This is a genomic window from Bradyrhizobium sp. LjRoot220 (assembly GCF_964252915.1).
Classification (GTDB): domain Bacteria; phylum Pseudomonadota; class Alphaproteobacteria; order Rhizobiales; family Xanthobacteraceae; genus Bradyrhizobium.
The window spans coordinates 1,093,289-1,118,747 of sequence record NZ_CAXUPS020000001.1 but is presented as its reverse complement, the minus strand read 5'-3'; the positions used below and the strand labels follow the sequence as shown (position 1 = coordinate 1,118,747).

28 protein-coding genes are annotated in these 25,459 nt (G+C 62.9%); 10 read left to right on the top strand and 18 right to left on the bottom strand.

Translation table 11 applies throughout. The features are described from left to right. Positions 1–80: 80 nt before the first annotated feature. From ACSQ84_RS04690 to ACSQ84_RS04650, 9 genes are all read left to right on the top strand, one after another. Complete coding sequence (locus ACSQ84_RS04690; protein WP_436210450.1) at positions 81–431, top strand: ArsR/SmtB family transcription factor; 351 nt, start codon at positions 81–83, stop codon at positions 429–431. After that, entirely contained in the window at positions 406–909 is a 504-nt protein-coding gene (locus ACSQ84_RS04685; protein ID WP_436210449.1) for an SRPBCC family protein, read from the top strand. The genes ACSQ84_RS04690 and ACSQ84_RS04685 overlap by 26 nt, the downstream gene beginning before the upstream one ends. A 107-nt stretch (positions 910–1,016) precedes the next feature. Beyond that, positions 1,017–1,595, top strand: a complete 579-nt coding sequence (locus ACSQ84_RS04680; protein WP_436210448.1) for a peroxidase-related enzyme — start codon at positions 1,017–1,019, stop codon at positions 1,593–1,595. Between the two features lie 140 nt (positions 1,596–1,735). Beyond that, entirely contained in the window at positions 1,736–2,119 is a 384-nt protein-coding gene (locus ACSQ84_RS04675; protein WP_436210447.1) for a hypothetical protein, read from the top strand. A gap of 178 nt (positions 2,120–2,297) precedes the next feature. Beyond that, on the top strand, positions 2,298–2,591 hold the full coding sequence (locus tag ACSQ84_RS04670) for an acyl carrier protein (protein WP_436210446.1): 294 nt from the start codon (positions 2,298–2,300) through the stop codon (positions 2,589–2,591). Between the two features lie 9 nt (positions 2,592–2,600). Then, positions 2,601–3,071 carry a 3-hydroxyacyl-ACP dehydratase FabZ family protein gene (locus ACSQ84_RS04665; protein ID WP_436210445.1) on the top strand — a complete coding sequence of 157 codons (471 nt, stop codon included), beginning with the start codon at positions 2,601–2,603 and terminating at the stop codon, positions 3,069–3,071. Beyond that, on the top strand, positions 3,064–4,266 hold the full coding sequence (locus tag ACSQ84_RS04660) for a beta-ketoacyl-ACP synthase (protein ID WP_436210444.1): 1,203 nt from the start codon (positions 3,064–3,066) through the stop codon (positions 4,264–4,266). The genes ACSQ84_RS04665 and ACSQ84_RS04660 overlap by 8 nt, the downstream gene beginning before the upstream one ends. A 49-nt stretch (positions 4,267–4,315) precedes the next feature. Then, positions 4,316–5,593 carry a beta-ketoacyl-ACP synthase gene (locus ACSQ84_RS04655; protein ID WP_436210443.1) on the top strand — a complete coding sequence of 426 codons (1,278 nt, stop codon included), beginning with the start codon at positions 4,316–4,318 and terminating at the stop codon, positions 5,591–5,593. 30 nt (positions 5,594–5,623) lie between these two features. Further along, complete coding sequence (locus ACSQ84_RS04650) at positions 5,624–6,559, top strand: lipid A biosynthesis lauroyl acyltransferase (protein WP_436210442.1); 936 nt, start codon at positions 5,624–5,626, stop codon at positions 6,557–6,559. Between the two features lie 295 nt (positions 6,560–6,854). Here ACSQ84_RS04650 and ACSQ84_RS04645 read toward each other — a convergent pair whose 3' ends face one another. From ACSQ84_RS04645 to ACSQ84_RS04565, 17 genes are all read right to left on the bottom strand, one after another. After that, positions 6,855–7,775 carry a pyridoxal-phosphate dependent enzyme gene (locus tag ACSQ84_RS04645; protein ID WP_436210441.1) on the bottom strand — a complete coding sequence of 307 codons (921 nt, stop codon included), beginning with the start codon at positions 7,773–7,775 and terminating at the stop codon, positions 6,855–6,857. 151 nt (positions 7,776–7,926) lie between these two features. Next, positions 7,927–8,490 carry a hypothetical protein gene (locus ACSQ84_RS04640; RefSeq protein WP_436210440.1) on the bottom strand — a complete coding sequence of 188 codons (564 nt, stop codon included), beginning with the start codon at positions 8,488–8,490 and terminating at the stop codon, positions 7,927–7,929. Further along, on the bottom strand, positions 8,487–9,542 hold the full coding sequence (locus ACSQ84_RS04635; protein WP_436211181.1) for a polyamine ABC transporter substrate-binding protein: 1,056 nt from the start codon (positions 9,540–9,542) through the stop codon (positions 8,487–8,489). The genes ACSQ84_RS04640 and ACSQ84_RS04635 overlap by 4 nt, the downstream gene beginning before the upstream one ends. Before the next feature lie 56 nt (positions 9,543–9,598). After that, on the bottom strand, positions 9,599–10,768 hold the full coding sequence (locus ACSQ84_RS04630) for an aminotransferase (protein ID WP_436210439.1): 1,170 nt from the start codon (positions 10,766–10,768) through the stop codon (positions 9,599–9,601). A gap of 24 nt (positions 10,769–10,792) precedes the next feature. Continuing rightward, positions 10,793–11,071: a rhodanese-like domain-containing protein gene (locus tag ACSQ84_RS04625; protein WP_436211180.1), complete on the bottom strand. Its 279-nt coding sequence runs from the start codon at positions 11,069–11,071 to the stop codon at positions 10,793–10,795. A 216-nt stretch (positions 11,072–11,287) separates the two neighbouring features. Then, a complete protein-coding gene (locus ACSQ84_RS04620) occupies positions 11,288–11,740 on the bottom strand; it encodes a GNAT family N-acetyltransferase (protein WP_436210438.1) in 453 nt (150 codons plus the stop codon). 64 nt (positions 11,741–11,804) lie between these two features. Continuing rightward, positions 11,805–13,736, bottom strand: a complete 1,932-nt coding sequence (locus tag ACSQ84_RS04615; protein ID WP_436210437.1) for a potassium transporter Kup — start codon at positions 13,734–13,736, stop codon at positions 11,805–11,807. Positions 13,737–13,888: 152 nt separating this feature from the next. Beyond that, on the bottom strand, positions 13,889–15,787 hold the full coding sequence (locus ACSQ84_RS04610) for a potassium transporter Kup (RefSeq protein WP_436210436.1): 1,899 nt from the start codon (positions 15,785–15,787) through the stop codon (positions 13,889–13,891). 159 nt (positions 15,788–15,946) lie between these two features. Next, positions 15,947–16,774: an OmpA/MotB family protein gene (locus ACSQ84_RS04605; RefSeq protein ID WP_436210435.1), complete on the bottom strand. Its 828-nt coding sequence runs from the start codon at positions 16,772–16,774 to the stop codon at positions 15,947–15,949. Positions 16,775–16,806: 32 nt separating this feature from the next. Beyond that, a complete protein-coding gene (locus ACSQ84_RS04600) occupies positions 16,807–17,580 on the bottom strand; it encodes a motility protein A (protein ID WP_436210434.1) in 774 nt (257 codons plus the stop codon). A 269-nt stretch (positions 17,581–17,849) separates the two neighbouring features. Continuing rightward, a complete protein-coding gene (locus tag ACSQ84_RS04595; protein WP_436210433.1) occupies positions 17,850–18,677 on the bottom strand; it encodes an SDR family NAD(P)-dependent oxidoreductase in 828 nt (275 codons plus the stop codon). Positions 18,678–18,701: 24 nt separating this feature from the next. Then, entirely contained in the window at positions 18,702–19,670 is a 969-nt protein-coding gene (locus ACSQ84_RS04590; RefSeq protein WP_436210432.1) for a Bug family tripartite tricarboxylate transporter substrate binding protein, read from the bottom strand. A gap of 54 nt (positions 19,671–19,724) precedes the next feature. Further along, complete coding sequence (locus ACSQ84_RS04585) at positions 19,725–20,444, bottom strand: RraA family protein (protein ID WP_436210431.1); 720 nt, start codon at positions 20,442–20,444, stop codon at positions 19,725–19,727. A gap of 145 nt (positions 20,445–20,589) precedes the next feature. Further along, positions 20,590–21,474: a CDP-alcohol phosphatidyltransferase family protein gene (locus ACSQ84_RS04580; protein WP_436211179.1), complete on the bottom strand. Its 885-nt coding sequence runs from the start codon at positions 21,472–21,474 to the stop codon at positions 20,590–20,592. A gap of 57 nt (positions 21,475–21,531) precedes the next feature. Continuing rightward, complete coding sequence (locus ACSQ84_RS04575) at positions 21,532–22,236, bottom strand: phosphatidylserine decarboxylase (protein ID WP_436210430.1); 705 nt, start codon at positions 22,234–22,236, stop codon at positions 21,532–21,534. A gap of 55 nt (positions 22,237–22,291) precedes the next feature. Further along, positions 22,292–24,238 (bottom strand): ABCB family ABC transporter ATP-binding protein/permease, encoded by a 1,947-nt coding sequence (locus ACSQ84_RS04570; protein WP_436210429.1) that lies wholly within the window; start codon positions 24,236–24,238, stop codon positions 22,292–22,294. Beyond that, positions 24,231–24,461, bottom strand: coding sequence for a hypothetical protein (locus tag ACSQ84_RS04565; protein WP_436210428.1), 231 nt, complete (start codon positions 24,459–24,461; stop codon positions 24,231–24,233). The genes ACSQ84_RS04570 and ACSQ84_RS04565 overlap by 8 nt, the downstream gene beginning before the upstream one ends. On the opposite strand from ACSQ84_RS04565, the gene ACSQ84_RS04560 reads away from it, so the two are divergent. Then, positions 24,453–25,058 (top strand): TIGR00730 family Rossman fold protein, encoded by a 606-nt coding sequence (locus tag ACSQ84_RS04560; protein WP_436210427.1) that lies wholly within the window; start codon positions 24,453–24,455, stop codon positions 25,056–25,058. The two genes, ACSQ84_RS04565 and ACSQ84_RS04560, sit on opposite strands and share 9 nt — an antisense overlap. A gap of 4 nt (positions 25,059–25,062) precedes the next feature. Here the strand turns inward: ACSQ84_RS04560 and ACSQ84_RS04555 are convergent, their stop codons facing one another. Further along, positions 25,063–25,440: a VOC family protein gene (locus ACSQ84_RS04555; protein WP_436210426.1), complete on the bottom strand. Its 378-nt coding sequence runs from the start codon at positions 25,438–25,440 to the stop codon at positions 25,063–25,065. Positions 25,441–25,459 lie beyond the last annotated feature (19 nt).

The window sequence follows — 25,459 nt, the reverse complement described above, 5'->3', positions numbered from 1 at the left end:
CTATTAGTTAGCCGTCCGGCTAACTGTCATTGACACACGTTTGCGCCTCCGCTATAGTTAGCTCTATGGCTAACCATTCAATGCAACTCGACCATGTTTTCGGGGCCCTGTCCGACGCGACCCGTCGTGCGATCGTCATGCGACTATGTGATGGCGAGGCATCCGTCGGCGAGCTGGCGAAGCCGTTCGAAATGGCGCTGCCGAGCCTGATGAAACACATCCGCATTCTGGAGAGCAGCGGCCTCGTGGCGTCCGAGAAGACCGGTCGCGTCAGGATGTGTTCATTGCAGACGGAAGCTCTCGCGACCGTCGAGCTTTGGTTGGCGGCGCAAAGGCAGATCTGGGAGCAACGACTGGATCGACTGGAAATGTACGTTGAGAAACTGAAGAAAAAGGAGAAGTCCAATGCCCGCAAACGCAAGTCAAAATGAAACGCCCCTCTCCACTTGGGCGCTCGATCGGGAGATCGTCCTCTCGCGTGTGATCAACGCGCCACGCGAGTTGGTTTTCTCCGCCTGGGTCGATCCGCGCCACCTCCCCCAATGGTTTGGTCCGGCCGGTTTTAGGGTCGAGACAAAGTCCATGGATATTCGCGTCGACGGCGAATGGCGGTTCGATATGATCGCTCCCGACGGCAAGCGATATACCAATCGGATGCAATTCCGGCGCATCGAGCGGCCGCATTTGATCGAGATCGATCATGGCGCCGACAAGGACAACGATCCCGGCATCTTCCGCACCACCATCACGTTCGATGAGCAGAGCGACGGCAAGACCGTCATCACTTTGCGGCAGTTGCATCCGACGAAGGCCCAGCGCGACGCGGGGATCGGATTCGGCGCGGTCGAATTCGGCTATCAGACCCTCGACAAACTGGCGCAGCACGTCGAACGCAGTGGCGCTGCTTAACGAATACGAACAGCCTCCGCGCAAACCTCGCTCCACCTGCCTTGCGCTGACGCGACCATGCATTATGGTTCCGGCCGTCCGCATCTCGCGGTAGCCGGAATCTCCTCATGACCCAGCCCGTACCAATACGCTTCCCCGCCCCCGCCATCGACAAACTGCCGGAAGATATCCGCACGCGCATTCTCGCGGTGCAGGAAAAATCCGGCTTCGTGCCCAACGTCTTTCTGACGCTGGCCTATCGTCCGGACGAGTTCCGCGCGTTCTTTGCCTATCACGACGCATTGATGGAAAAGGACAGCGGCCTGACCAAGGCCGAGCGCGAAATGATCGTGGTGGCGACGTCCAGCGTCAACCAGTGCCACTACTGCGTGATCGCCCACGGGGCGATCCTGCGCATCCGGGCCAAGAACCCTGTCATCGCCGACCAGATCGCCGTCAACTACCGCAAGGCCGACATCACGCCGCGCCAGCGCGCGATGCTCGACTTCGCCATGAAGGTGAGCCAGCAGGCGAATACGGTTTCCGAACAGGATTTTGCCGAGTTGGCCGGCCACGGATTCTCCGACGACGACATCTGGGACGTGACGGCGATTTCCGCGTTCTTTGCGCTGTCGAACCGGCTGGCCAACGTCACCGCGATGCGGCCGAACGACGAGTTCTACATGATGGGGCGGCTGCCGAAGTAGCGCCATCATGCGACCCTGCCGACTACGTGGGTTCCATGAGTCTCTGCAGGCATGGGTCTGCATGGATGCGCACCAACATTTTATGTTGGAAGCGCCGCCAGCATGCTAAACAGTGTCACGACTTCCGCGGACCGACTGCAGTGAAGACCCAGCTGCCCATACACGGGGATGACGAGCACGTCGTGGTCAAATTCAGGCCGCGTACTTCTGCTCATCCCCCTGGCCGGCGAGATGAGCCCGCCGCGACGCATACCCAGCCGGCTGCCCGGCCGCCCGCCCAGCTTGCCCCTACCAACGCCCCGCCGGCGGCAAAGGATCTGTCGCGCTTCGAACGCCCCCGGGACGAACCGGACGACTTCCGTCAACGCATGCTGGCCAATGTCGCGGCCCTCGCGTTTACCGTGGCTCTGACGGTGATCGGGATCTGGCTCGCGATCAGCATCGCGGATCTGCGCAAGACCCAGGATTGCGTGCTGATGGGACGCCGGGACTGCGCCCGGATTTCCGTGATGCCGCACAGCTAGAGCCGCCCAAAACGGCCATTTTCGCCTGTGAATCGGTTGCCGCCGGGGTTGCCAACCTCCATTGAACTCAAGGCTGCGCTCCGATATACGGGCTCTCGACTCCGGCCGAGGGAAAAACGCCGCGCCCGCCTCCCCCAAGCCCTCCGGGATTTATCTCCAATATATCAAAGGCTTAATGATGTCCTCTACATTCGATCAGATCGCCAACATTATCGCCGAGACGTGCGACATTCCGCGCGACACGATCAAGCCGGAGAGCCACGCCATCGACGATCTGGGCATCGACAGCCTGGACTTCCTCGACATTGCCTTTGCCATCGACAAGGCGTTCGGAATCAAGATGCCGCTCGAAAAATGGACCCAGGAGGTCAACGATGGCAAGGCCACGACCGAACAGTACTTCGTGCTGCAGAACCTCGCCGATCGTATCGACGAACTGGTCGCCGCCAAGAACGCGGGCACGGGCGCGTAATCGCCCGCCATGGATCTTGATTATTTCAAGCTGATCGATCGTATCGTCGACCTCAATCTCGGCGAACGGACGATTGTGGTCGAAGCCCAGGTTCCGGAAAAGCACACCATTTTCGAAGGGCATTTCCCGGGCTTTCCAATCATGCCCGGCGTGCTGCTGACCGAAGCGATGGCGCAGAGTTCCGGCTGGCTTCTGCTCGGCGTGTTGAAGTTCACGCGGATGCCGTTCCTGGCGATTGTGCGGGAAGCCAAGATGCGGGGTTTCGTCAGTCCCGGTCAGTTGCTGACGATCGAGGCCAAGGTCGAGCATGAAGGTTCCGGCTTCGCCGTCACCAAGGCAAAGGGCCGCGTCGGCAAGGAATTGAAGTGCAGCGCTGAAATATCGTTTGGTCTTTCTCCGTTTCCTGATCCTGCTTTTCGCGTCCACATGGACGCGATGGCGCACAAGGTCGGTTTCCCTCTGCAGGTCCTGAATGACTGAGCCCAAGGCATCATCCGCAAAGGAAGTCTGGATCACCGGCATCGGCATCGTGTCCTCGCTCGGTGAAGGACTGGACGCGCATTGGGATGCGCTGAACCAGAAACGCGTCAATGTCGACGACAAGCGCTTTGCGCCCTACATCGTCCACCCGCTGGCTCCGGTGTCGTTCGACGCCCAGATCCCGAAAAAGGGCGACCAGCGCCAGATGGAAGCCTGGCAGCGCATCGGCACCTACGCCGCCGGGCTGGCGCTGGATTCCGCCGGGGTCAAAGGCAACCAGGAAATCCTGGGCCGGATGGACATGATCGTGGCCGCCGGCGGCGGCGAGCGCGACATCGCGGTCGATTTGGCGATCATGAACGCCGATGCCAAGGGCAATTCGAGTCCGGCCTTCCTCAACGAACGGCTGATGAACGATTTGCGGCCGACGCTGTTCCTGGCCCAGCTCTCCAATCTGCTCGCCGGCAACATCGCCATCGTTCACGGCGTGTGCGGCACGTCGCGAACGTTCATGGGCGAGGAAGCCGCCAGCATCGATGCGGCGCGGATTGCGCTGGCGCGGATCGAATCCGGGCAGAGCGAGATCGCGCTGGTCGGCGCCGCGCATAATGGCGAGCGCCCCGATCTGCTCATCCTCTATGAATTCGGCGAGTTCAATCTGACCGAGAAATACGCCCCGGTGTGGCAACGCGACGCCAAGGGCGGCTTCGCGCTTGGTTCCGCCGGCTGCTTCCTGGTGATGGAATCCCGCGAGCACGCCGAGGCCCGCGGCGCCAAGCCGTACGCCCGGCTGACCAAGGTGGTCGCCGACCTCGCCCAGCGCAAGCAACCCGGCGCCGTGACGAAATCGCTGGAAGCGCTGTGGCCGAAGCTCGGCGTCGCCGGCGATACCGGCAACCTGATTACCGGCGCGACCGGCGTCGAACCGGTGACGTCGGAGGAAAAGGCCTTCCTGCGCCAGCATCCCGGCTTTGCCGTGCGCGCGACTGGAACGATGTTCGGCCACACGCTGGAGACCCAGTTTCCGCTGGGACTGGCGCTCGCGGCCCTGTCGCTCTCGCGCGGCGCGCTGTTTCCGCCCAACGATCCGACCGGGCTCGAGGTTGAAAAGTCTGATGTGCCGGACCAGATTGTGGTGCTGGGCGCCGGTCACTGGCAGGGCGAAGGCATGGCCTTGGTCGAGGCCATCAAGTAGCGCGTGATCCGGAAATAACATCGCTGTTCGCAGCATCGACGGGGGAACCATGTCAGCACCACGCGATAAATTCGGCAGGCCGATCGTCGTCGTCACCGGCATGGGCGTCGTGACGTCGCTTGGCGCCGGCAAGCAGGACAACTGGACCAGGCTGACCGCGGGCGAATCCGGCATTCGCACCGTGACGCGCTTTCCCGTTGACGGCCTGAGGTCAACCATGGCGGGCACGGTCGACTTCGTCACCGTCGATCCCGTGTCCTCGACTGAATTGACCGAGCGGCTGGCAAAAATGGCGACCGAGGAAGCGCTCGAACAGGCCGCCATCGGTGCCAAGGCCGATTTTCCCGGTCCGCTGTTCCTGGCGGTGGCGCCCGTCGAGGTCGAGTGGCCGCAGCGGCTCGAACTCGGACGCGCGATCGGAAAGACCGATTTCGGCTATGAGGACATGCTGCGCGTCAGCGGCGGCGGCCGGTTCGCCGCGTTCCATCACCGTTTCATGTTTGGCTCGGTGGCAAGCCATCTGGCCGAAACCTACGGCACCAAGGGCTCCCCGATCTCGCTCTCGACCGCCTGCGCCTCCGGCGCGACCGCGATCCAGCTCGGCGTCGAAGCGATCCGGCGCGGCGACGCCGACGCGGCGCTGTGCGTGGCGACCGACGGCTCGGTCAATCCGGAGGCATTGGTGCGATTCTCGCTGCTGTCGGCGCTGTCGACGCAGAACGATCCGCCGCAAGCCGCGTCAAAACCATTCTCGAAGAACCGCGACGGTTTCGTCATGGCGGAAGGCGCCGGCGCGATGGTGCTGGAGAGCTACGAATCCGCGACCGCGCGGGGCGCCAGGATATTGGGCGTCCTCGCCGGCTGCGGCGAACTGACGGACTCGTTTCACCGCACCCGCTCCAGCCCGGACGGCAAGCCGATCATCGGCTGCATGCGCAAGACGCTGGCCGATGCCGGCCTCGAGCCCGAGCAGATCGACCACATCAACGCGCACGGCACCGCGACGCCGGAAAACGACAAGATGGAATACAACACCACCGCCGTGGTGTTCGGCGATCATCTGCCGAAGATTCCGGTATCGTCGAACAAGTCGATGGTCGGGCATACGATTTCTGCCGCCGGCGCGGTCGAGGCGGTGTTCTCGCTGCTGACGCTCGAGCATCAGCGGATTCCGCCGACCATCAACTACGACGTACCGGATCCGGCGATCCTGTTCGACGTCGTCGGCAACAAGGCGCGCGATGCCCGCGTCACGGCCGTGATGTCCAACTCGTTCGGCTTCGGCGGGCAGAACGCCTCGCTGATCCTGACGCGTGAACCGGCCTAGCAAGCCAAAATGCTATAGCCGCCCGTCCCCATGAACCGCCTGCTCCTTCGCACCAAGGCGCGCGTTCGCGACGCCGCCAAGCCGGTCACGGAAGCCGCCGTGGGCGGGCTGACGATCGCCCTGCTGCGCACCACGCGCTATTTCGATCCGGACAAGACCGCCAATTTCTTCGGCCGCGTCACGCGCTTCATCGGCCGCAGGCTGCGCGAGGACCGGATCGGCCGCCAGAACCTCACGGCGGCGTTCCCGGAAAAATCTCCCGAAGAAATCGAGAAAATCCTCGCCGGCGTCTGGGACAATCTCGGCCGCATCGGCGCCGAATTTGCCCATCTCGACCACATCTGGGATTACGACGTCAATCATCCGGACAAGCCGAGCCGCATCGAGTTCGGCGCGCGGACCAAGCAGATCTTCGATACGCTGCGCGACGACGGCAAGCCGGCGATCATCTTCGCGGGCCATCTTGGCAATTGGGAAATACCGGCGCTCGGCGCCGTCGCGCACGGGCTCGATTGCGCGATCCTGTTCCGGCGGCCCAACAGCGAATCCGCCGATCGCGCCATCGAGCGGATACGCGCCGTCAAGATGGGCACGTTGATTCCGGCCGGCCGCGAGGCGCCGCTCAAGCTCGCCGACGCCCTGCAGAATAACCAGCATGTCGCGATGCTGGTCGATCAGTATTTGACCAACGGCGTCGACGTCACCTTCTTCGGCCGCAAGACCAAGGCCAATCCGACGCTGGCGCGGCTGGTACGCCAGGTCGAATGCCCGATCCACGGCGTGCGCATCATCCGCCTGCCCAACCATCGCTTCCGCGCCGAACTCTCCGAAGAGGTCAAGCCGGTGCGCGATGCGTCGGGGCAGATCGACATCGCCGGCACCATGCAGGCCGTCACTTCTGTCATCGAGGGCTGGGTGCGCGAATATCCGGACCAGTGGCTGTGGCTGCACCGAAGGTGGCGGTAGCGCGCCTTTCGTAGCCGGAATGAGTCAACGGGTCGCGCGCTTATCCGCCGAACACCAAACCGAGGCTCCAGGCCTTCATGGCGACGGTCGACCCCAGGACGAAGATGATCTGCAGCAGCGTGCGCGTTGAAAAGAACGTGAGGATTTTGGTCATGTGATGCTCCCGGGGAGAGCTATAGATTTTGCCGGGAGTTTCGGCAATAGAAGCGCAACGGTATCCGGGATGTTGCGGCATCGGCCCGAATATCGTCTCGCTCACAAACCGCGCCGGAGCCGCTGCCCGATACCGACGGTTTTACACATTTCCTCCGCAGGCGATGACCCACACCCGCGAATGCTCTCGGCCGACGGCACCTCCCAACACCGCTCCCATCGCCAGCGCCCCGCTCGGCTCTGCGCGGATGCCGCATGTCGCGTGAAGCAGCGCGCTTGCGCCGTGCACCAGGTCGTCGCCGACCGCGCATACCTGGACGTTCGACCGTTCCAGGATTTCGAATGCGCGCGCTCCAATCCGACGAGAGCGTAGCGCGTCGCACACGGTTTTCCCGGATGGATCGATCCTGACCGGCGCCCCAACTTCACGCGCGTGAGCATATCGTTGGTGCGTGGCCGGCTCGACAACGTAGATGGCAGCGGAAACAGACTGCGTCCGCAGGGCAAGAGCTACACCCGCGGCCAGCCCGCCGCCCCCGCAGGCAACAACCACAGCATCTGAAGCGGCACTGCTTGCTTTAATGGCGACCGCCACCTCGGAACCCAGCGTATAGCTTCCCGCGATCATCTCTATGTCTTCGAAAGCATGCAGGTTGCGCCAGCCGCGTCTTTGCGCCTCCACCTGCGCATGGTCAGTCAACTCCGACCGCTCGGCGATCTTTATCTCCGCTCCCGTTTTCTCCGCTTGTTCGCGTTTGAACGCCGGCGCGTCGCGCGGCATAACCAGGCAAGCCGGCTTGTTGAGCGCCTGAGCTGCCAGACCAACGGCAATCGGGAAGTTTCCTGCTCCCGCAGCGACCACGCCTCGCTCGGCGTTTCCTACGCCAAGTACGGCGCCACGAAACTTGAAGGAGCCGCTGCGCTGAACGGTCTCGTCCTTGACGTGGACCATCCGACCGAGCTGTGCGTCAAGCACGGACGACGTTCGCACGGGAGTCTTTAGCACGTGACGAGCAATGAACTGGAGATCGCCGGCAGGCGGAATGACCAACGGACCAAGCATTTTCGTCTCAGCGGCAAAAGAAAATGAACATCGCCGCTTATCCGGCAGATTCACATAGGTGTCTAGTCAGCTGTTGTGACGGCCCGACTTTTGTCGTGACCTGGAATATGTCGCTGCGCGATCGTGCCTCGGCCGCTTTCGGAAGCAACGCTCATTGCGGCCTTGCCCTTCCAAACACCTCCCACTCTTTCGCTTGCGATCTCGCCAACCCCTCAAGCGCAGTTGTCAACAACTCGTGCGGCGCAATGCCCGAATTGAAGACATAGATGTTCTTATTGATACATTTACCGGGATGCAGCGTCACATTCGGAGTTCGCTCACAAATTCCTATCGCGACAAGATACTCTGCGGGTTGACCGTGCAGTCGAACGGCAGACACTTTTCCGGTAACGACAGTGACAAAAAATTCCCAAGGACACGTGCCGACGTCTGCGTCGAAGAGAACTGCCTTGACTGGTAAAATTTCGGCAATTGTCTCAACAAGTCTTGGCTCCGAATAGGTCTGCTCATTAACGATCACCTTGCGCGGATCAATCGACAAGCAACGGAGACCATCAACAAGGATGTCCGAGCTACGCACGGAAGCCGCCGCCTGGATTTGGCTCGGGTCTGGACTTAAATTTCGAGCAGAGGACGCAACCAGCAATCCAACCAGAATGACGGCGATAATGCCCCAGGAAGCTTCGCTTTTGGTTAGCACCGGGATGAATTTCACTTCCCCGTCTTCACCCTGGTCCAGAGCCGGTTGATGATGCGTTGCGTCGCAGGATCGCGCGCGTTGATCACGAACAGCTTCTTCTGGATCGCTTCATCCGGATAGATGTTCTTGTCGTTGAGGATTTTGGGATCGACCAGCTTCTGGCTCGCCAGATTGCCGTTGGCGTAGGACAGGAAATTCGAATTTTTGGCCGCGACCTCCGGGCGGTAGAGATAGTCGATCAGCTGATAGGCTTCCGCGACGTTCCTGGCGTCGGCCGGGATCGCGAGATTGTCGAAGAACATCTGCGCGCCCTCCTTCGGGATCGTGTAGCCGATCTCGATCTCGTTCTTGGCTTCCGCCGCGCGGCTGCGCGCCTGCATGATGTCGCCCGACCAGCCGACCACGAAGCAGATTTCGCCCGACGCCAGCGCGCCCAGATATTCCGACGAGTGAAACTTGCGGACGTAGGGCCTGATCTTGCCGACGAGTTCGGCGGCCTTCTCCAGATCGGCCTGCCTGGTCGAGTTCGGATCGATGCCGAGATAGCTCAGCGCCGCGGGCAGAATGTCGTCGGCGGAATCCAGCATGTGGATGCCGCAATCCCTGAATTTGGCGAGGTTCTCCGGCTTAAACACGATATCCCAGCTGTCGATCTTGGCGTCCGCGCCCAAGATCTTCTGCGCCGTCTTGACGTTGTAGCCGATGCCGGTGGTGCCCCACATGTAATTGGCGCCGTAATGGTTGCCGGGATCGTAGGTCGCGAGCTGCCTGGTCACCACCGGCCAGGCGTTGGCGAGGTTGGGCAGTTTCGACTTGTCGAGTTTGTGGAAAACCTTTGCCGTGATCTGGCGCTGCAGGAAATACCCGGTGGGAACGACGACGTCGTAGCCCGATTTTCCAGCGAGCAGCCGCGTCTCCAGCGTCTCGTTGGCGTCGAAGGTGTCGTAAGTTACCTTGATGCCGGTTTCCTTGGTAAAGTCCTCCAGCACGCTTGGCGCCATATAGTTCGACCAATTGTAGAAATTGACCGTGCGCTCTTCGGCGCGCGCCCGCGACAACAACAGCATCGCGGCAACCGCGCCAATCAAACCAACGACATTGCGGGTCTGGTTGCGCATCTCGTCTACCTCTTCCGGCGATTCACCGCGTCCGACAGACGCTCCAGCGCGGTATCCAGCGTTTCGTCCTTCTTGGAGAAACAGAACCGCACCACCGACGTCACCGCATCCTGTTCGTAGAAGGCCGATACCGGGATCGCGGCGACCTTGTAGTCGTTCACGATGCGATGGCAAAATTGCACGTCGGTCTCGTTGAGCCCGAGCGGCGAGAGGTCGACGGTCAGGAAATACGTGCCTTGTGATTTCAGGACGGGAAAGCCAATGCTCTCGAGCCCCTTGGTCAGACGGTCCCTGCTCCGCGCCAGACCCTTGCGCATGTCGTGGAAATATTCCGCGGGCTTGTCGAGACCGTAGGCGACGGCCGCTTGCAAATTGGGGGCGCTGGTGAAGGTGAGAAACTGGTGCACCTTCGCCGCGACGCGCAGCAGCGGCGGCGCGGCACAGACGAAGCCGATCTTCCAGCCCGTCAGCGAAAAGATCTTGCCGGCGCTGCCGACCTTGATGGTGCGCTCGCGCATGCCCGGGATCGCGATCAGCGGGATATGCTCGCGGCCGTCGAAGGTGACATGCTCCCAGACCTCGTCGCAGATCGCGACCGTGTCGAACTCCTGGCAGAACCGCGCCAGCAATTCGAGGTCCTCGCGCGGATAGACCACGGCGGCGGGGTTGAGCGGGTTGTTGAACAGCACCGCCTTGGTCTTGTGATTGAAGACGCTGCGCAGCATCTCCTCGTTCAACCGCCAGTGCGGCGGTTCGAGACGCAATAGCCGCGGGATGCCGCCGGCCTGGCGGATGATCGGCAGGTAGCTGTCATAGACCGGCTGGAAGCAGACGACTTCGTCGCCGGGCTCGACCATGGCCAGAATGGAGCATGTCAGCGCTTCGGTGCCGCCCGAGGTCACCATCACCTCGCTCATCGGGTCGAGGTTCAACCCGTGCCAGCGTCCATAGTGCGACGCGATCGCCTGCCGCAGTTCCGGAATGCCCATCATCGACGGGTATTGGTTATAGCCGTTGATCGACGCCTCCGCGGCGGCGCGCCTGATGTCCTCAGGCCCGGGATCGTCGGGAAAACCCTGGCCGAGATTGATGGCGTTGTTGTCGCGCGCGGCTTGCGACATCGCCTCGAAGACGGTGACGGGAAGGTCAGCGAAGACCTTGTTCATGGAGGTCATTGTTCAAAGAATTCCTTGGGGGCGTCAGCCGCCGGCCTTGGTCTGCAGCCCCACCGCCTTCCAGGCTATGATGCCGCCCGCCAGATGCTTGTCATACGGCAGCCCCGCCGCCTGCGCCGCCAGCGACGCCGTCACCGAACGCTTGCCGGAGCGGCAGGCGAACACCACCTGCTTGCCCTTGGGGTCCGGAATGGCCGCTGGATCGAACGACTGCAGCGGAACCACCACGCCATCAGGATAGGCTTCGACGGCGACCTCGTTCGGCTCGCGGACGTCGACCAGCAGGTAGCGTCCCTCCGCCATCCCCTTTGCGACATCTTCCGGCGTCAAATCGTGCACCTGATGGTCCGCCACGCATAATCCTCCCGACAACGTGCTTTGCGGGGTCCGCCCCGCAGCCGGCGCCAAAGTCGCCTCTGGCGCGACGAAAATCAAGCGCTGCAAACGGTTTAGGGGACCTCAAACGGGGCCGCGCGGCGACCATCGTCTGGCGATATTTATTCTCCCGCGGCGTTGTTTTCAGGTCAGAAATTGCCTGGCTATCGGCCAGGCTCCGACCGCCGTTTGCGGACCGGTCACCCGGTAACCGCGTCGCAGGTAGAATCCCAAGGCGTTTGTGCTGGCTTCCGCGCAAACCGCCTCAAAGCCCCGTCCTCGCATCAGTTCCTCGAACCGGTCAAGCAACGCCGCGCCGACGCCCTGCCCGGCATATTCGGGCGCCGTGTACAGCCCCTCGAGCACGTCGCCGCGGATGGCGCCCCATCCGGCCACGACGCTATCCAGTTCGGCGATCCATATTTCCAGGTCGCGAAGCTTCTGCTGCATTCCGGCGAGCGTGAGCTGACCCGCCCACGCCTCGGCGTCCGCGACGGACATTTTCGGCGGCGCCAACGCAAGGATGGATTGCCGTCGCACCTCGAACAGACGCGTCGCGTCGTCGAGCTTAGCCAGGCGGTGAACGGCAGCAGCCATATGACGTGCGATCCAGCGGTGGGACGTGAGACACCCGCACCGATGTCATAGCAGATCGCCGCGCCTAGATGGTCACCTGCGTTCCGACCTCGACCACGCGCCCAGTCGGGATCTGGAAATAATCGGTGGCGTCGTTGGAGCTGCGGCTGAGCGCGATGAACAGATGGTCCTGCCAGCGCGGCATACCCGAATGCGCGGCCGGCTTGAGCGCGCGGCGGGACAGGAAGAACGACGTCGCCATGATGTCGAACTGCCAGCCGAGCTTGCGGGCGACCGCCAGCGTCCTCGGCACATTGGGCGACTCCATGAAGCCGAACCGCAGCGTCACCTTGGAGAAGGTCTCGCTGAGTTGCTCCATCCGGACCCGCTCGCTGTCATCGATCCGCGGCGTCGGCGCGGTTTCGATGGTGAGGATGACGTTCTTTTCGTGCAGCACCTTGTAGTGCTTCAGGCTGTGCATCAGCGCGGTCGGTGCGCTTTCGGGGTCGCTGGTCAGGAACACCGCCGTGCCGGGGACCCGCTGCGGCGGTCGTTTTTCCAGCATCGCCACCAGTTCGGCGAGCGGGAATTCCAGCTTGCGCGATTTATCGAACAACAGCCGGCTGCCGCGCCGCCACGTATACATCAGCAGCATCACGATGCCGCCCAGCGCCAGCGGCACCCAGCCGCCGTCGAACACTTTCAGCAGATTGGCGGCAAGGAAGGTCAGATCGAGGAACAAGAACGGCGCGATCAGCGCGGTGGCTGCGACCGCCGACCATTTCCAGACCCGCCAGATCACGACAAAGCCCATCATCGCCGTGACCACCATGGTTCCGGTCACGGAAATCCCGTAGGCCGAGGCCAGTGCGCTGGAGGAGCGGAACAGCAGCACCAGCAGGATCACCGAAATGAACAGCAGCAGATTGATGCGCGGAATGTAGATCTGGCCGGAATGCGATTCCGAGGTATGGCGGATTTCAAACCGCGGCATCAGGCCGAGCTGGATCGCGGTGCGCGTCAGCGAATAGGCGCCGGTGATCACGGCCTGGCTCGCGATCACGGTCGCCAGCGTGGCGAGCGCGACCATCGGGATCAGCGCCCAGTCCGGGAACATCAGGAAGAACGGGTTCTCGATCGCCTTGGGATCGCCGATCAGGAGCGCGCCCTGCCCCATGTAATTCAGCGCCAGCGACGGCAGCACGATGAAGAGCCAGGCGGTCTGGATCGGCCGTTTGCCGAAATGGCCCAAATCAGCATAGAGCGCTTCCGCGCCGGTGACGGCGAGAAACACCGCACCAAGCGTCACGAAACCGATCACGCCGTGATGGAGCATGAAGGAGACCGCATGCAGCGGATTGAGCGCCTGCAGCACCTGGGGGTGTTGCATGATCTGCGGGACGGCGGCGATCGCGATGACCGCGAACCAGACGCACATCACCGGCCCGAAGAATGTGGCGACCCGCGCGGTGCCGCGCGACTGAACCGCGAACAACACGATCAGAATGATCACCGTGAGCGGCACGACATAGTGCTCGAACGTCGCGGTGACGAGCTTGATGCCTTCGAGCGCCGACAGCACCGACACCGCCGGCGTGAGGACAGCGTCGCCGTAGAACAGCGCACCGCTGATGACCCCGAGCAAAACGATCGCGGCGCCGCCCTTGCCTTTGCCGACGGCGCGTTGCGCCAGCGCCATCAGCGCCAGCGTTCCACCTTCGCCGTTGTTGTCCGCGCGCAACAGGATCACCACGTATTTCAGCGTGACGACGATGATCAGCGCCCACAGGATCAGGGAAAGAATCCCGAGGATGGCAGGCGTGGTGACGCCGCCGTCAGACCTGCTCGCGGCCACGACGGCCTCGCGCAGCGCGTAGAGCGGGCTGGTGCCGATGTCGCCATAGACGACGCCGATGCAGCCCAGCATCAGGGCCTTGAAGCCGGCCGTGGAATGGACTTCCCCATGCCCGTTGGCCGCGGGCGTTTCCGCCGCGCTAATCGCAATCTGGGATGACATCTGACAGGCCTCGGATTTTGCCGCACTGCACAATGCAGGAGCGCAGGCCTATACTCCTGTCGTGAATGCATAGGTTAGGCCGATTTCAGGCCTCCGATATGCACTGCGCGCATGGATCGAAGATAAAGTTTCGGCTGAATTTCGCTACAAAATCAAATGGTTACTTGCGTACCGACCTCGACGACCCGCCCGGTCGGGATCTGGAAATAGTCGGTGGCGTCGTTGGCCGACCGGCTCATCGCGATGAACAGGTGATCCTGCCATTGCGGCATTCCCGACTGCGCCGACGGCTTCAGCGAGCGCCTGGAGACGAAGAACGACGTCGCCATGATGTCGAACTGCCAGCCGAGCTTGCGCGCGATCACCAGCGCCTTGGGCACGTTCGGCGATTCCATGAAACCGAACCGCAGCCGCACGGTGGCGAATTTTTCGCTGATCGTATCCATCTTGACGCGGTCGGCCGGATCGACGCGCGGCGTCTGCGCGGTCTCGATAGTCAGGATCACATTGTGCTCGTGAAGCACCTTGTTGTGCTTGAGATTATGCAGCAGCGCCGTCGGCACGAAATTCGGATCGCTGGTCAGGAACACCGCGGTCCCCTTCACGATGTGCGGCGGACGTTTTTCCAGGCTCTTGATCAGGTCGATCAGCGGCACCTCGATGCGCCGCGTCTTGGCGATCAGAATCGCCGCGCCGCGGCGCCAGGTCCAGATCATCACCGCCATCGCGACCCCGAACAGCAGCGGCACCCAGGCGCCTTCGAGCAGCTTCAACAAATTGGCGGTGAAGAACGCCATGTCGACGACGACGAGGGGCACGATCACGGCCGCCGCCGTCGCGGCGCGCCAGTTCCACAACTTCCAGATCACGACAAAGCCCATGATGCCGTCGACGACCATGGTGGTGGAGACGGCGATGCCATAGGCGGACGCCAATCCGCTCGAAGTGCGGAACAGCAGCACCAGCAGGATGACGCCGAGCAGCAGCAGCCGGTTGACCCGCGGCAGGTAGATCTGCCCGGCATGGGTCTCGGAGGTGTAGCGAACCTCGAACCGCGGCAACAGGCCAAGTTGCACCGCCTGCCGCACCAGCGAATAGGCGCCCGTAATCACCGCCTGACTCGCGATCACCGTCGCCGCAGTCGCGAGCACCACCAGCGGCAGCAGCAGGATGTCGGGGGCCAGCCGGTAGAACGGGCTTACGATCGCAGCCGGATTGGCCAGCACCAGCGCGCCCTGCCCGAAGTAATTGATCAGAAGCGCCGGCATCACGAGATAGAACCACCCGGTCTGAATCGGCTTGCGTCCAAAATGTCCGAGGTCCGCATAAAGCGCCTCGCCGCCGGTCACGGCCAGAAACACCAGGCCCAGCGTCACCAGGCCGATCACGCCGTGGGAAAGCACGAACTGGATCGCGTAATAGGGATTGATCGCCTGCAAGACGGAAGGATCGTCGCTGATGTGGATGAGGCCCAATATCGTCAGCGTCGCGAACCAGACCAGCATGACCGGCCCAAAGGCCGAGGCGACGCGCGCGGTGCCGCTGCTCTGCACCGAGAACAGCAGGACGAGAATAAAGATCGTCAGCGGCACCACATAATGGTCGAGTGCCGGGGCGACCAGTTTGAGACCTTCGACAGCCGACAGCACCGAAATAGCCGGCGTGATCATGGAATCGCCGATGAACATCGAGGCGCCGACGACGCCGAGCGCCAGCAACGCCCAACTGCGCCGGCCCATCGCCCGTTGACCGAGCGCCATCAGCGAGAGCGTGCCGCCCTCGCCGTGATTGTCGGCGCGCAGCAGCAACAGCACGTATTTGGCCGTCACGACGATGAACAGCGACCACAGGATCAGGGAGAGCACGCCGAGCACGATCGCGCGCGATACCGGCTCGCCGGCCGCCGCATGCGTTACGGCTTCGCGGAAGGCATACAGCGGCGACGTGCCGATGTCGCCAAACACCACGCCGATGCTGCCCAGCGTCAGGGCCCAAAAGCCAGAGGTGGCCTGCCCCTCATGGGCCTCGGTGGATGTGACGCTGACAGTCATGACGCAGGGAAAACGCTCTCAGTTGGTTTGATCCGGGCGGCTATCGACGCTTCTGCGTCGCCTGTCAATCATCGGCCAAGCATAGCACCGCAAGGGACGTGGCGACCACGCAAAGCAAATTTCATCACAATTTTCGAGAGGTAATATAGTAGCGTCGATTTACGGCTTCAGATCCGGTGGAAGCGGTGGATTTTCGCGCATTAATGTGATGGTCACGCGACGGTTGGCCGGCAACGTCGGATCATCGGGAAACAGCGGCTGGCTGTCAGCCTTGCCGGATACGGCAAAGACGTGCGACGGCGGCAGGCCCTCGCGCTCAAGGATCTGACGCACCACATTGGCGCGGTCGGACGAAAGATCGAACGCGCCATAGTCGCTGCGCGCCGGCAGGAAACCCGCCGCCGTGTGGCCGACGATCGACAATCGCAGCGGCGTCGCCCTCAGCGGAACCGCGAGCTTCTGGATCAGCCGGCGGGTGCGCTCGTGAGGCACCTTGGAGCCATCGGCAAACATCGACCGCCCTTCCTGATCGACGATCTCGAGATTGAGGCCCTGGCTGGTCTCCTCGAACATGATGTGCTTGGACATCTCGGTCAGTTCCGGCAGGTCCTGCAACGCCTGCCGCAGCGACGCCGAAGCCAGCGCGAACTCCCGATCGACCGTGATGCGGGCGCCGCTTTCGCGGGAGCGTTCTTTCTCGTCCGGCGTCGGCGTGGCGGAGGATTCCTCCGGCGATATATGAGCGACGTTCTTCAGCTTCGGGCGCGTCGGCAGGCCGTCGGATTCGACGATGCCGGAATAGCGTACCTGGGTCTGCACACCGAACGCTTCGCGCATCGAGCCGGCAACGATCTTCAGCTTGTCCTTGTCCTGGCTGGAGAACGCGACCAGCATCACGAAGAAGGCCAGCAGCAACGCCATCAGATCGGCGAACGTCACGAACCAGCCGTGACCGCCATGTGCCTCTTCGCGTTTTTTCTTGGCCATGCTCTATGTCCGCGCCTGGGTGCTGCCGAAGGTCAGGCAGGCGCCAGTTCGCCCTCTTCGTGGCGATGTTTTTCGGGCAGATAGGCCAGCAGCATCTCGCGCACCAGCGCCGGACTCTTGGAATCGCGGATCATCAGGATGCCGTCGATGATCAGCGTGCGGTTGGTCTCCTCGTCGAGCAGCTTGCCGTGCAGCTTGTCGGCGATCGGCAGACAAATCAGGTTTGCGACCAGCGCGCCGTACAGCGTCGCCAGCAGCGCCACCGCCATGAAGGGACCGAGTTTCGAAGGATCCGACATGTTTGAGAACATCTGCACCATGCCGAGCAGCGTGCCGATCATGCCGAACGCCGGCGCGCAGTCGCCGATCGCGCGATAGATCTTCGAACCTTCGTTCAGGTGCATCAGAAAATTGTCGCGATCGCGCTCGAGGTTGTCCCGGATAAATTCGAGATCGTAACCGTCGGCGACGTAACGGATGCCCTTGGCGAGGAACGGCTCGTTGGTATCGACCTTTTCGAGGCCGACCGGACCCTGCTTGCGGGCGATCTCGGCGATACGGGCGAGTTCATCGACCAGGTCGCGCGCCGACAGACGGCTCATCGTGAAGGCGAATTTGGCGCCGAGCGGCATGCCATGCAGGATCGCGCTGAGCGGAAACCGGATCAGTGTCGCCGCGAACGAACCGCCGAAGATGATGATGACGGCATGGATGTCGTAGAACATCCGGAAATCGCCACCCATCAGAATCAGCGTCGACAGCACGATGGCGCCGACGACCAGGCCAATCAGCGTGGTGATATCCATTCTGAACTCCAACGCGTACGCGAACTACCAGCCCGTCCTGGACGGTGGCGCGGCGGTTTACGGGACCGCGCAAATTGAACCCTACGTCGGCGCTGTTAAAGACGCGTAAAGGTTAAGCCGGAGCCGGTTGCCGTAGAATTGCGAGGGCGAGCATCCGATGCCCGGAAAGCCGGCCGAAACCGGCGCCATTGGCCGGATCGAGGCCCAAACCCGATTGAAAGCTTTTGCTAACCATAATGCGCCGGCGGATTAGCCAGCGCCGCGTTGCCTCACGTCGCTGGTAGACCCGTCAATTCCAGGCTAAGGGTCCGCAAGCGCTGGCGGGCTGCCGCATCGTAGGCTTGGGGGTTGGCCTTGGCTTCCTGCATCCCGTTGAAGAACAGTCCGCTTTTGCCGGCAACGTCTTCGCCGGTCACCAGACGCAGGATCGCGGCGCCACCCTGCTCCACCGTCGAGATCGGCGTGACGCCGCCGGCCCGCACCATCGTCGTATTCATGTAGGTGGCCGGATGGAGTGAATTCACGGTTACGCCCGATCCCCTGAGTTGCTCGGCGAGATCGATCGTGAACATGATTTGCGCAAGCTTGCTCTGCGCGTAAGCGCGGCTGCCGTTGTAACCCCGGGTGATCATCACGTCGTCGAAATCGATCGGGTGCTGGCCGAGCGAGGCGACGTTGACGATGCGCGATGGCGCGCTCGCCTTCAACAGCGGCAACAGCCGATGGGCAAGCAGGAAGCCTGCGAGGTAGTTCACCGCAAAGCGCAGCTCATATCCGTCCGCGCTGGTCTGCCGCCCGGGCCCGTCATTCTGCGAGCCGATCCCGGCATTGCTGACGAAGACGTCGATCCGCCCGTGATCGGCAAGCACCGCGTCGGCGAGTTTGCGCGTATCGGCGAGCGAAGACAGGTCGGCTTGATAGAATGCCGGCTCAGGGCCGCCTGCCCGCTTGATCTCTTCCGATAGCGTTTCGGCCCGCGCCTTGTCGCGGCCGTGAAGCAGAACATTAGCGCCAGCGGCGGCAAGTTGCGCGGCGACGTAGCGGCCGACGCCGTCGGTCGAACCCGTGATCAGCACCGTCTTGCCGGCCATCCGCATATCAACGACCTTCCATGCGCGTCGTTACTGGGCCTGTACACCGATGCCGGCGGATTTGATGATGGGCCACCATTTGTCGATCTCGGCCTTCTGGAAAGCCGCCAGCCCTTCCGGCGTCTGCTGCGCGCGGGGGGCGACGTCGAGCCCCAACTCGGTAAAGCGCTTCTGGATCGCCGGATCGGCCAATGCCTCGACGGTTGCCGCGTTGAGTTTGGCGATGATGTCCCTGGGCGTGCCCTTCGGCGCCCAGAAGCCGAACCAGCCCGACATATAAAGTCCGGGCACGCCGGTCTCATCCGCCGTCGGGATATCCGGCATCGACGCCGAGCGCGCCACCGACAGATTGGCGAGCGCCTTGATCTTGCCGGCGCGGATTTGCGGCAGCGCCACCGCGCCCTGCACGACCAACAGATCGACGGTGCCGGAGACGAGATCGGTCATCGCCGGCCCCGCGCCGCGATAGGGAATGAACTGCACCTTCTGCTTGGTCAATCTCTCGAACATCACGCCGGTGACATTGGCGGCCGCGTTCTGGTTGACGAAATTGATCTTGTCGGGATTGGCCTTCATCCAGGTCACGAGTTCGGCCAGCGTGTTCGCCGGCAGATCTTTCTTGGCCACCATCAGTTGCGGATTGTTCGAGATCAGCGCGATCGGCTCGAAATCCTTTTCGAGATCATAGTCGAGTTTGTAGATGATGCTGCCGACATGGGTGTCCCATTGACCGATGTCGAAGGTGTAACCGTCCGGCGCCGCGCGGGCGACGCGGCCGACGCCGATGCTGCCGCCGGCGCCGCCGACATTTTCGATCACAATCGACTGGCCCAGCGTGGCGCGCATCCGCTCGGCCATGATCCGGGCGGCGGCGTCGGTGGATCCGCCGGGCGGAAAGGGAACAATCAGCGTAATGGGACGAGAGGGATAGGTTTGCGCCTGAACCTCCGCCACGCCGGCAACGACCAGCAATGACAACGCCGCCCAAATTGCTCGCATGACGTTCCCCCTCGTGTTTCGATCACCCTGACTTTTGTCAGTGGCTTCTTTTCGTCAGTGGATCTCCGCCGACCGCCTCAGCGCCTCTTTCAGTTTCTCGAGCGTGAAGTCCGGGCTGCGCGCGATATCCAGGATCGGCGTCTCGCGGCGGCCGCAGAGTTCGGCGGCGTCGGGAATCTTGGCGGCGATGTCGATCGGGATCACGATCGCGCCATGCTGGTCGGCATGGATCAGATCGTCGGAATGCACCGTCATGCCGGCGACGCGCACTTCGCCGCCGAAACTCTCGGCATGCACCCAGGCATGTGACGGGCCGATCGAGCCGGCCAGTGCCTGGAAGCCCGGCGCCCATTGCGGGATGTCCCTGATGGAGCCATCGGTGATGACGCCGAGGCAGCCGAGCGCCTTGTGCACGTTGCTTTGCACTTCGCCCCAGAACGCGCCGTAGCCGACGTCGGCGCCGTCGATATCCTGGATCACGGTGATGCGCGGACCAAACCCTGTTCCGACATATTCGTAATAGGCGATGCGGCGCCGCGCCTGCTCGTCGGCCGGCAGGCCTGACTTGAGCACCGAGCGGATCGACACGGTACGGGCATAGCCGACCATCGGCGGCAAATTGGGAAACGGGCAGACCAGCGGCTTGGTCGTGTAGCCGATCAGCCGGCGCTCAGGCGCCACGATCTCCATCGCATTGCAGATCGTCGGCGTGTCGTAGCGGGCCAACGCTTCAAGCACGGAAGCCGGTAGCGGGGCGGAAGCGGACTGGGTCACTGCGTTTCTCTCCTGATTTTTGGGCCGGATATTCTGCAAGGCCGTATCGCTAAGCCCTATAGCCGAGATTGGGATCGAACCCAACTCGGCCAGCGCTCATGGCAGATATCTTGGCAGATAAGTCGGAAGGCCGTCTCGCGGCCGCTCAGTTCAGCCGCGTCGGCCGGTCGTCATGGTCGGCATCGGCCGGAGCCGGCGGGAAGCCGGGTGCCGGGATCGCGGGCGCGGCGGCATCGGTGGTCGCCGCCGCCTGCGCGGCAGCCGCATTTCGCTCGTGATCGCGATAGGTCTTCCAGCCCCACGGCAGGGTCAAGAGATAGATGATCGTCCCGGCCGACAGGATGTACCAGGGATAGCTGACGAGCAGCGCGATGAAGAACACCACCGAGACGAAAACCGGCAGCACCATTTCCGGCGGCACGCGCATGCGCACGGTCTTGCCGGAAAGCACCGGCAGCCGCGACACCATCAGGAATCCGATCAGCAGCGTATAGAACGCGGTCAGCAAGGCCGGCGGCTGCGGGACACCCAGAAAGACCAGATAGATGGGCAGCATCACAGTCAGCGCGCCGAGCGGCGCCGGGACGCCGGTGAAATAATTCGCCGCGAATGCGGGCTTGTTCGGATCGTCTATGCTGGCGTTGAACCGCGCCAGCCGCAGGCCGCCCGAAATCGCATACACCATGGCCGCGATCCAGCCGCCATTGCCGAGTTCATGCAACTGCCAGAAATACAGCATCAGGCCGGGCGTGACACCGAAATTGACGAAGTCCGCGAGGCTGTCGAGTTCGGCGCCGAATTTCGACTGGCCCTTGATCATGCGGGCGACGCGGCCGTCGACCCCATCGAGCACCGCCGCGAACACGATCGCGGCAACCGCGAGTTCCATGCGGCCTTCGATCGACAGCCGGATCGCCGTCAGCCCGGCGCAGATCGCCAGCAGCGTGATGAAGTTCGGCACCAGCATCCGGATCGGGATCGGACGAAACCGGCGGCGGCGCAGCTCCGGAGATTTGGGATCAGGTATCATCATGGCTGGACAGTATATAGCAGCCACGGCCCTGCGCCGCCATTGTGGCGGCCGTGGTTAATCGGCGCGGAAGGTCCTGCCCTGCTCGCCGGCGGCGCCGAGATCAGCCAGCACGGTCTCGCCGGCGACCGCGGTTTGGCCCTCGGAAACCAGCGATTTGCCGCCTTCTGGCAAATAGACGTCGAGCCGCGAGCCAAACCGGATCAGGCCGAACCGCTCGCCGGCGCCGATCGTCTGGCCCTCGCGCACAAACGAGACAATACGTCGCGCCACCAGGCCCGCGATCTGGACCACGCCGATACGGCCGTGGCCGGCGGTCGAGATCACCAGCGAGTTGCGCTCGTTGTCCTCACTGGCCTTGTCGAGCTCGGCGTTGATGAAGGTGCCGGGCCGGTAGGCGATGCGGTCGATCCGCCCCGCCACCGGGGCGCGGTTCACGTGGCAGTTGAACACGCTCATGAAGATCGAGATACGCAGCAGCGGCCGGTCGCCGAGGCCGAGCTCGGCCGGCGGCAGCACCGGCGCGATCATCGAGACCCGGCCGTCGGCCGGGGACACCACGATGCCGTCGCGCACCGGGGTGACGCGCACCGGGTCGCGGAAGAACAGCGCGCACCAGACGGTCAGGATCGTGCCGATCCAGCCGAGCGGCGTCCAGATCCAGAACAGGATCAGGCTTGCGAGCGCAAAGGCGCCGATGAAGGGATAGCCCTGCGGATGGATCGGCGGGATTTGCGCGCGGATGGAATTGGCAATCGACATCGAGGCTCACTATTGGCTGGCCCGGTCCCGTTCCCGGGAGCGAGCTAAATTCAAATTATTCCGCGGCGGTTACCAGAGGATCCTGGACCGGCGGCGGGGCACGGTTCGGCGCCTCGTTGTCGTCGTCGATCTGCGCGAGTTTCTCCCGCGCCTCCTCGGCTTCACGCTGCCTGTTCCACATACTGGCATAAAGTCCGCCGGAAGCCAAAAGCCTGGCGTGCGTGCCGCGCTCGGCGATGCGGCCCTGATCCAGCACGATAATTTCGTCGGCGCCGACGATGGTCGAGAGCCGATGCGCGATCACCAGCGAGGTGCGGCCACGCGAGACGCGCTCGAGCGATTCCTGGATTTCATGTTCGGTGTGGCTGTCGAGCGCCGAGGTCGCCTCATCGAGCACCAGGATCGGCGGCGCCTTCAAGACGGTGCGCGCAATTGCGACGCGCTGCTTCTCGCCGCCGGACAATTTCAAGCCGCGTTCGCCGACCTGGGTCTCATATCCCAGCGGTGACATCCGGATGAAGCCGTCGATCTGCGTCAGTTGCGCCGCCTCCTCCACCTCGGCATCGCTGGCGTCCCAGCGGCCGTAGCGGATGTTGTAGCGGATGGTGTCGTTGAACAGCACGGTATCCTGCGGCACCATGCCGATCGAGGCGCGGAGCGACGCCTGGGTGACGTTCCTGATGTCCTGGCCGTCGATCAATATACTGCCGCCGGACACGTCATAAAGACGGAACAGCAGCCGCGAGATGGTCGACTTGCCCGCACCCGAGGGGCCGACGATCGCAACCGTCTTGCCCGCCGGCACCTCGAAGCTGAGGCCTTTCAGGATCGGCCGCTCGGGATCATAGGAAAACCGCACGTCCTCGAAACGCACATTGCCCGAACCGACCACCAGCGGCACGGCCGCCGGGATATCCTTGACTTCGGGATTGCGCTGCAAAACGTTGAACATCTTCTCGATGTCGATTACCGCCTGCTTGATCTCGCGGTAGACCATGCCCATGAAATTGAGCGGCTGGTACAGCTGGATCATCATGGCGTTGACCATGACGAAGTCGCCGACGGTGTTGGTGCCGTTACGCACCCCGATCGCGCACATCAGCATGGTCGCCGTGAGCCCGAACGTGAAGATGATCGCCTGCCCGGTGTTAAGCACCGCCAGCGACGTATAGGTCTTCACGCTGTTGTGCTCGTAGCGTTCCATCGAGCGGTCGTAGCGCGCGGCCTCGCGCTGCTCGGCGCTGAAATATTTCACGGTCTCGTAGTTCAGCAGCGAGTCGATCGCCTTGGTGTTGGCCTCGGTGTCGGAATCGTTCATCTTGCGGCGGATTTCGATCCGCCATTCGGTCGCAATGTAAGTGTAGTACATATAGATCACGACCGTGATCGCGGTGACCAGCACGTAGCGCCAGTCGAACTGCCACAGCAGCACCGCCATCAACAGCGACACCTCGACGATGGTCGGGATCAATTGCAGGATCACCATCCGCACGATCACTTCGATGCCGGTGCGGCCGCGCTCCAGCACGCGGGTCAGTCCGCCGGTCTTGCGCTCGAGGTGAAAGCGCAGCGACAGCTCGTGCATGTGAACGAAGGTGATGTAGGCGAGCTTGCGCACGGCATGCATCGCAACGCGCGCGAAGATGCCGTCGCGCCACTGCGTCAGCACCGCCATCAGCACCCGCACCGCGCCGTAGCTTGCGGTCATCAGCAAAGGTGACGCGATCAGCCACAGCGTCCAGTTCGACGGCTCGACCGGCGCGCTGCCCTGGCCGTTGAGCGCGTCGATCGCCCATTTGAAGGTGAACGGCACTGTCAGCGTCGCGAGTTTCGCGACCAGCAGCAGCACCATCGACCAGACCACGCGCATTTTCAGGTCGGTGCGGTCGCCGGGCCAGATATAGGGCCACAGGTGCGCCAGCGTCCCGATCAGGGTCGCCTTTTCCAGGGAGTCGCCGGCGGGGATCGGCGCGTCGTCGGCTTGCGAATCAGTGTCAGCCATCGCTCAAGCGCCCAAAAGCCTGATGCCGCGCCTGTTCGCCGTCAGATGGTTTTCGTTTGTCTTCATTCTGCTCGTCATATAGAGCGTTTGAACGCCGCGTACAGCCTTGAAAGGCAAAACTTTCTCCGGTTTGCCCGGATTTCGGGCTCAAATCCACTGCGGCGGCACGCTGATCGGACTTGAGCTTTTTTCGCTGCAGTGCCACATAAATTGCATGAACCAAATCAAAACCGTCTGCGTCTATTGCGGCTCCGGCTCCGGCTCCAATCCCCGCTTCGCGGAATCCGCGATTGCGCTCGGCAGGGTGTTTGCCGAAAACAGCATCCGCCTGGTCTATGGCGGCGGTTCAGTGGGCCTGATGGGCGCGGTCGCCAAATCCGTGCTGGATCACGGCGGTGCCGTCACCGGCATCATTCCGGATTTCCTTGCCAACCGCGAGCGCATGAATCCGAACCTGACCGAACTGGTCGTCACGCCTGACATGCACGAGCGCAAGCGGCTGATGTTCGAACGCTCGGATGCCTTCGTCGCGCTTCCCGGCGGCGTCGGCACGCTGGAAGAGCTGGTCGAGCAGATGACCTGGCAACAGCTCGGCCGCCACACCAAGCCGGTGTTGCTCGCCAACATCGACAATTTCTGGGAACCGCTGATCGCGCTGCTTACGCATATGCGCGCCAACCAGTTCATCCGCCCTGCCCTCGACGTCGAGGTGCTGAAGGCCGAACGCGTCGACGACATCCTGCCGCGCCTGCGCGCCGCCGCAGCCCTTGCCCCCGCGGGCACCCAGGACATGGTGCCGGACGTGGCACGACGGCTTTAGGGCTTCACTCGCTAGGAAACGTCACCGCCTCGATGCGGTTGCCGTCGGGATCGACCACAAACGCCGCGTAGTATTTTACGCGGTCATGCGGGCGCAAGCCCGGCGCGCCATCGGAGCGGCCGCCTGCGCTGAGCGCGGCGGCATGAAAGGCGTCCACCGCCTCAGTGGATCTTGCGCGAAGGCAGATATGCGCGCCGCTCTCCGAAGCCACCGGCGGCATACCGGCGCGCAGGTTGATCCAGAACTCGGGATAGGTCTTGCCGAAACCGATGGTGGCCGGGCGTGTCACCAGCCGCGTCAGGCCGAGTGCGGCGAGGGTCGGTTCATAGAAGCGCGTCGCACGTTCGAGGTCGGCGACGCCGACGGAGATGTGGTCGAGCATTTTTGGGCCCCCAATCTTT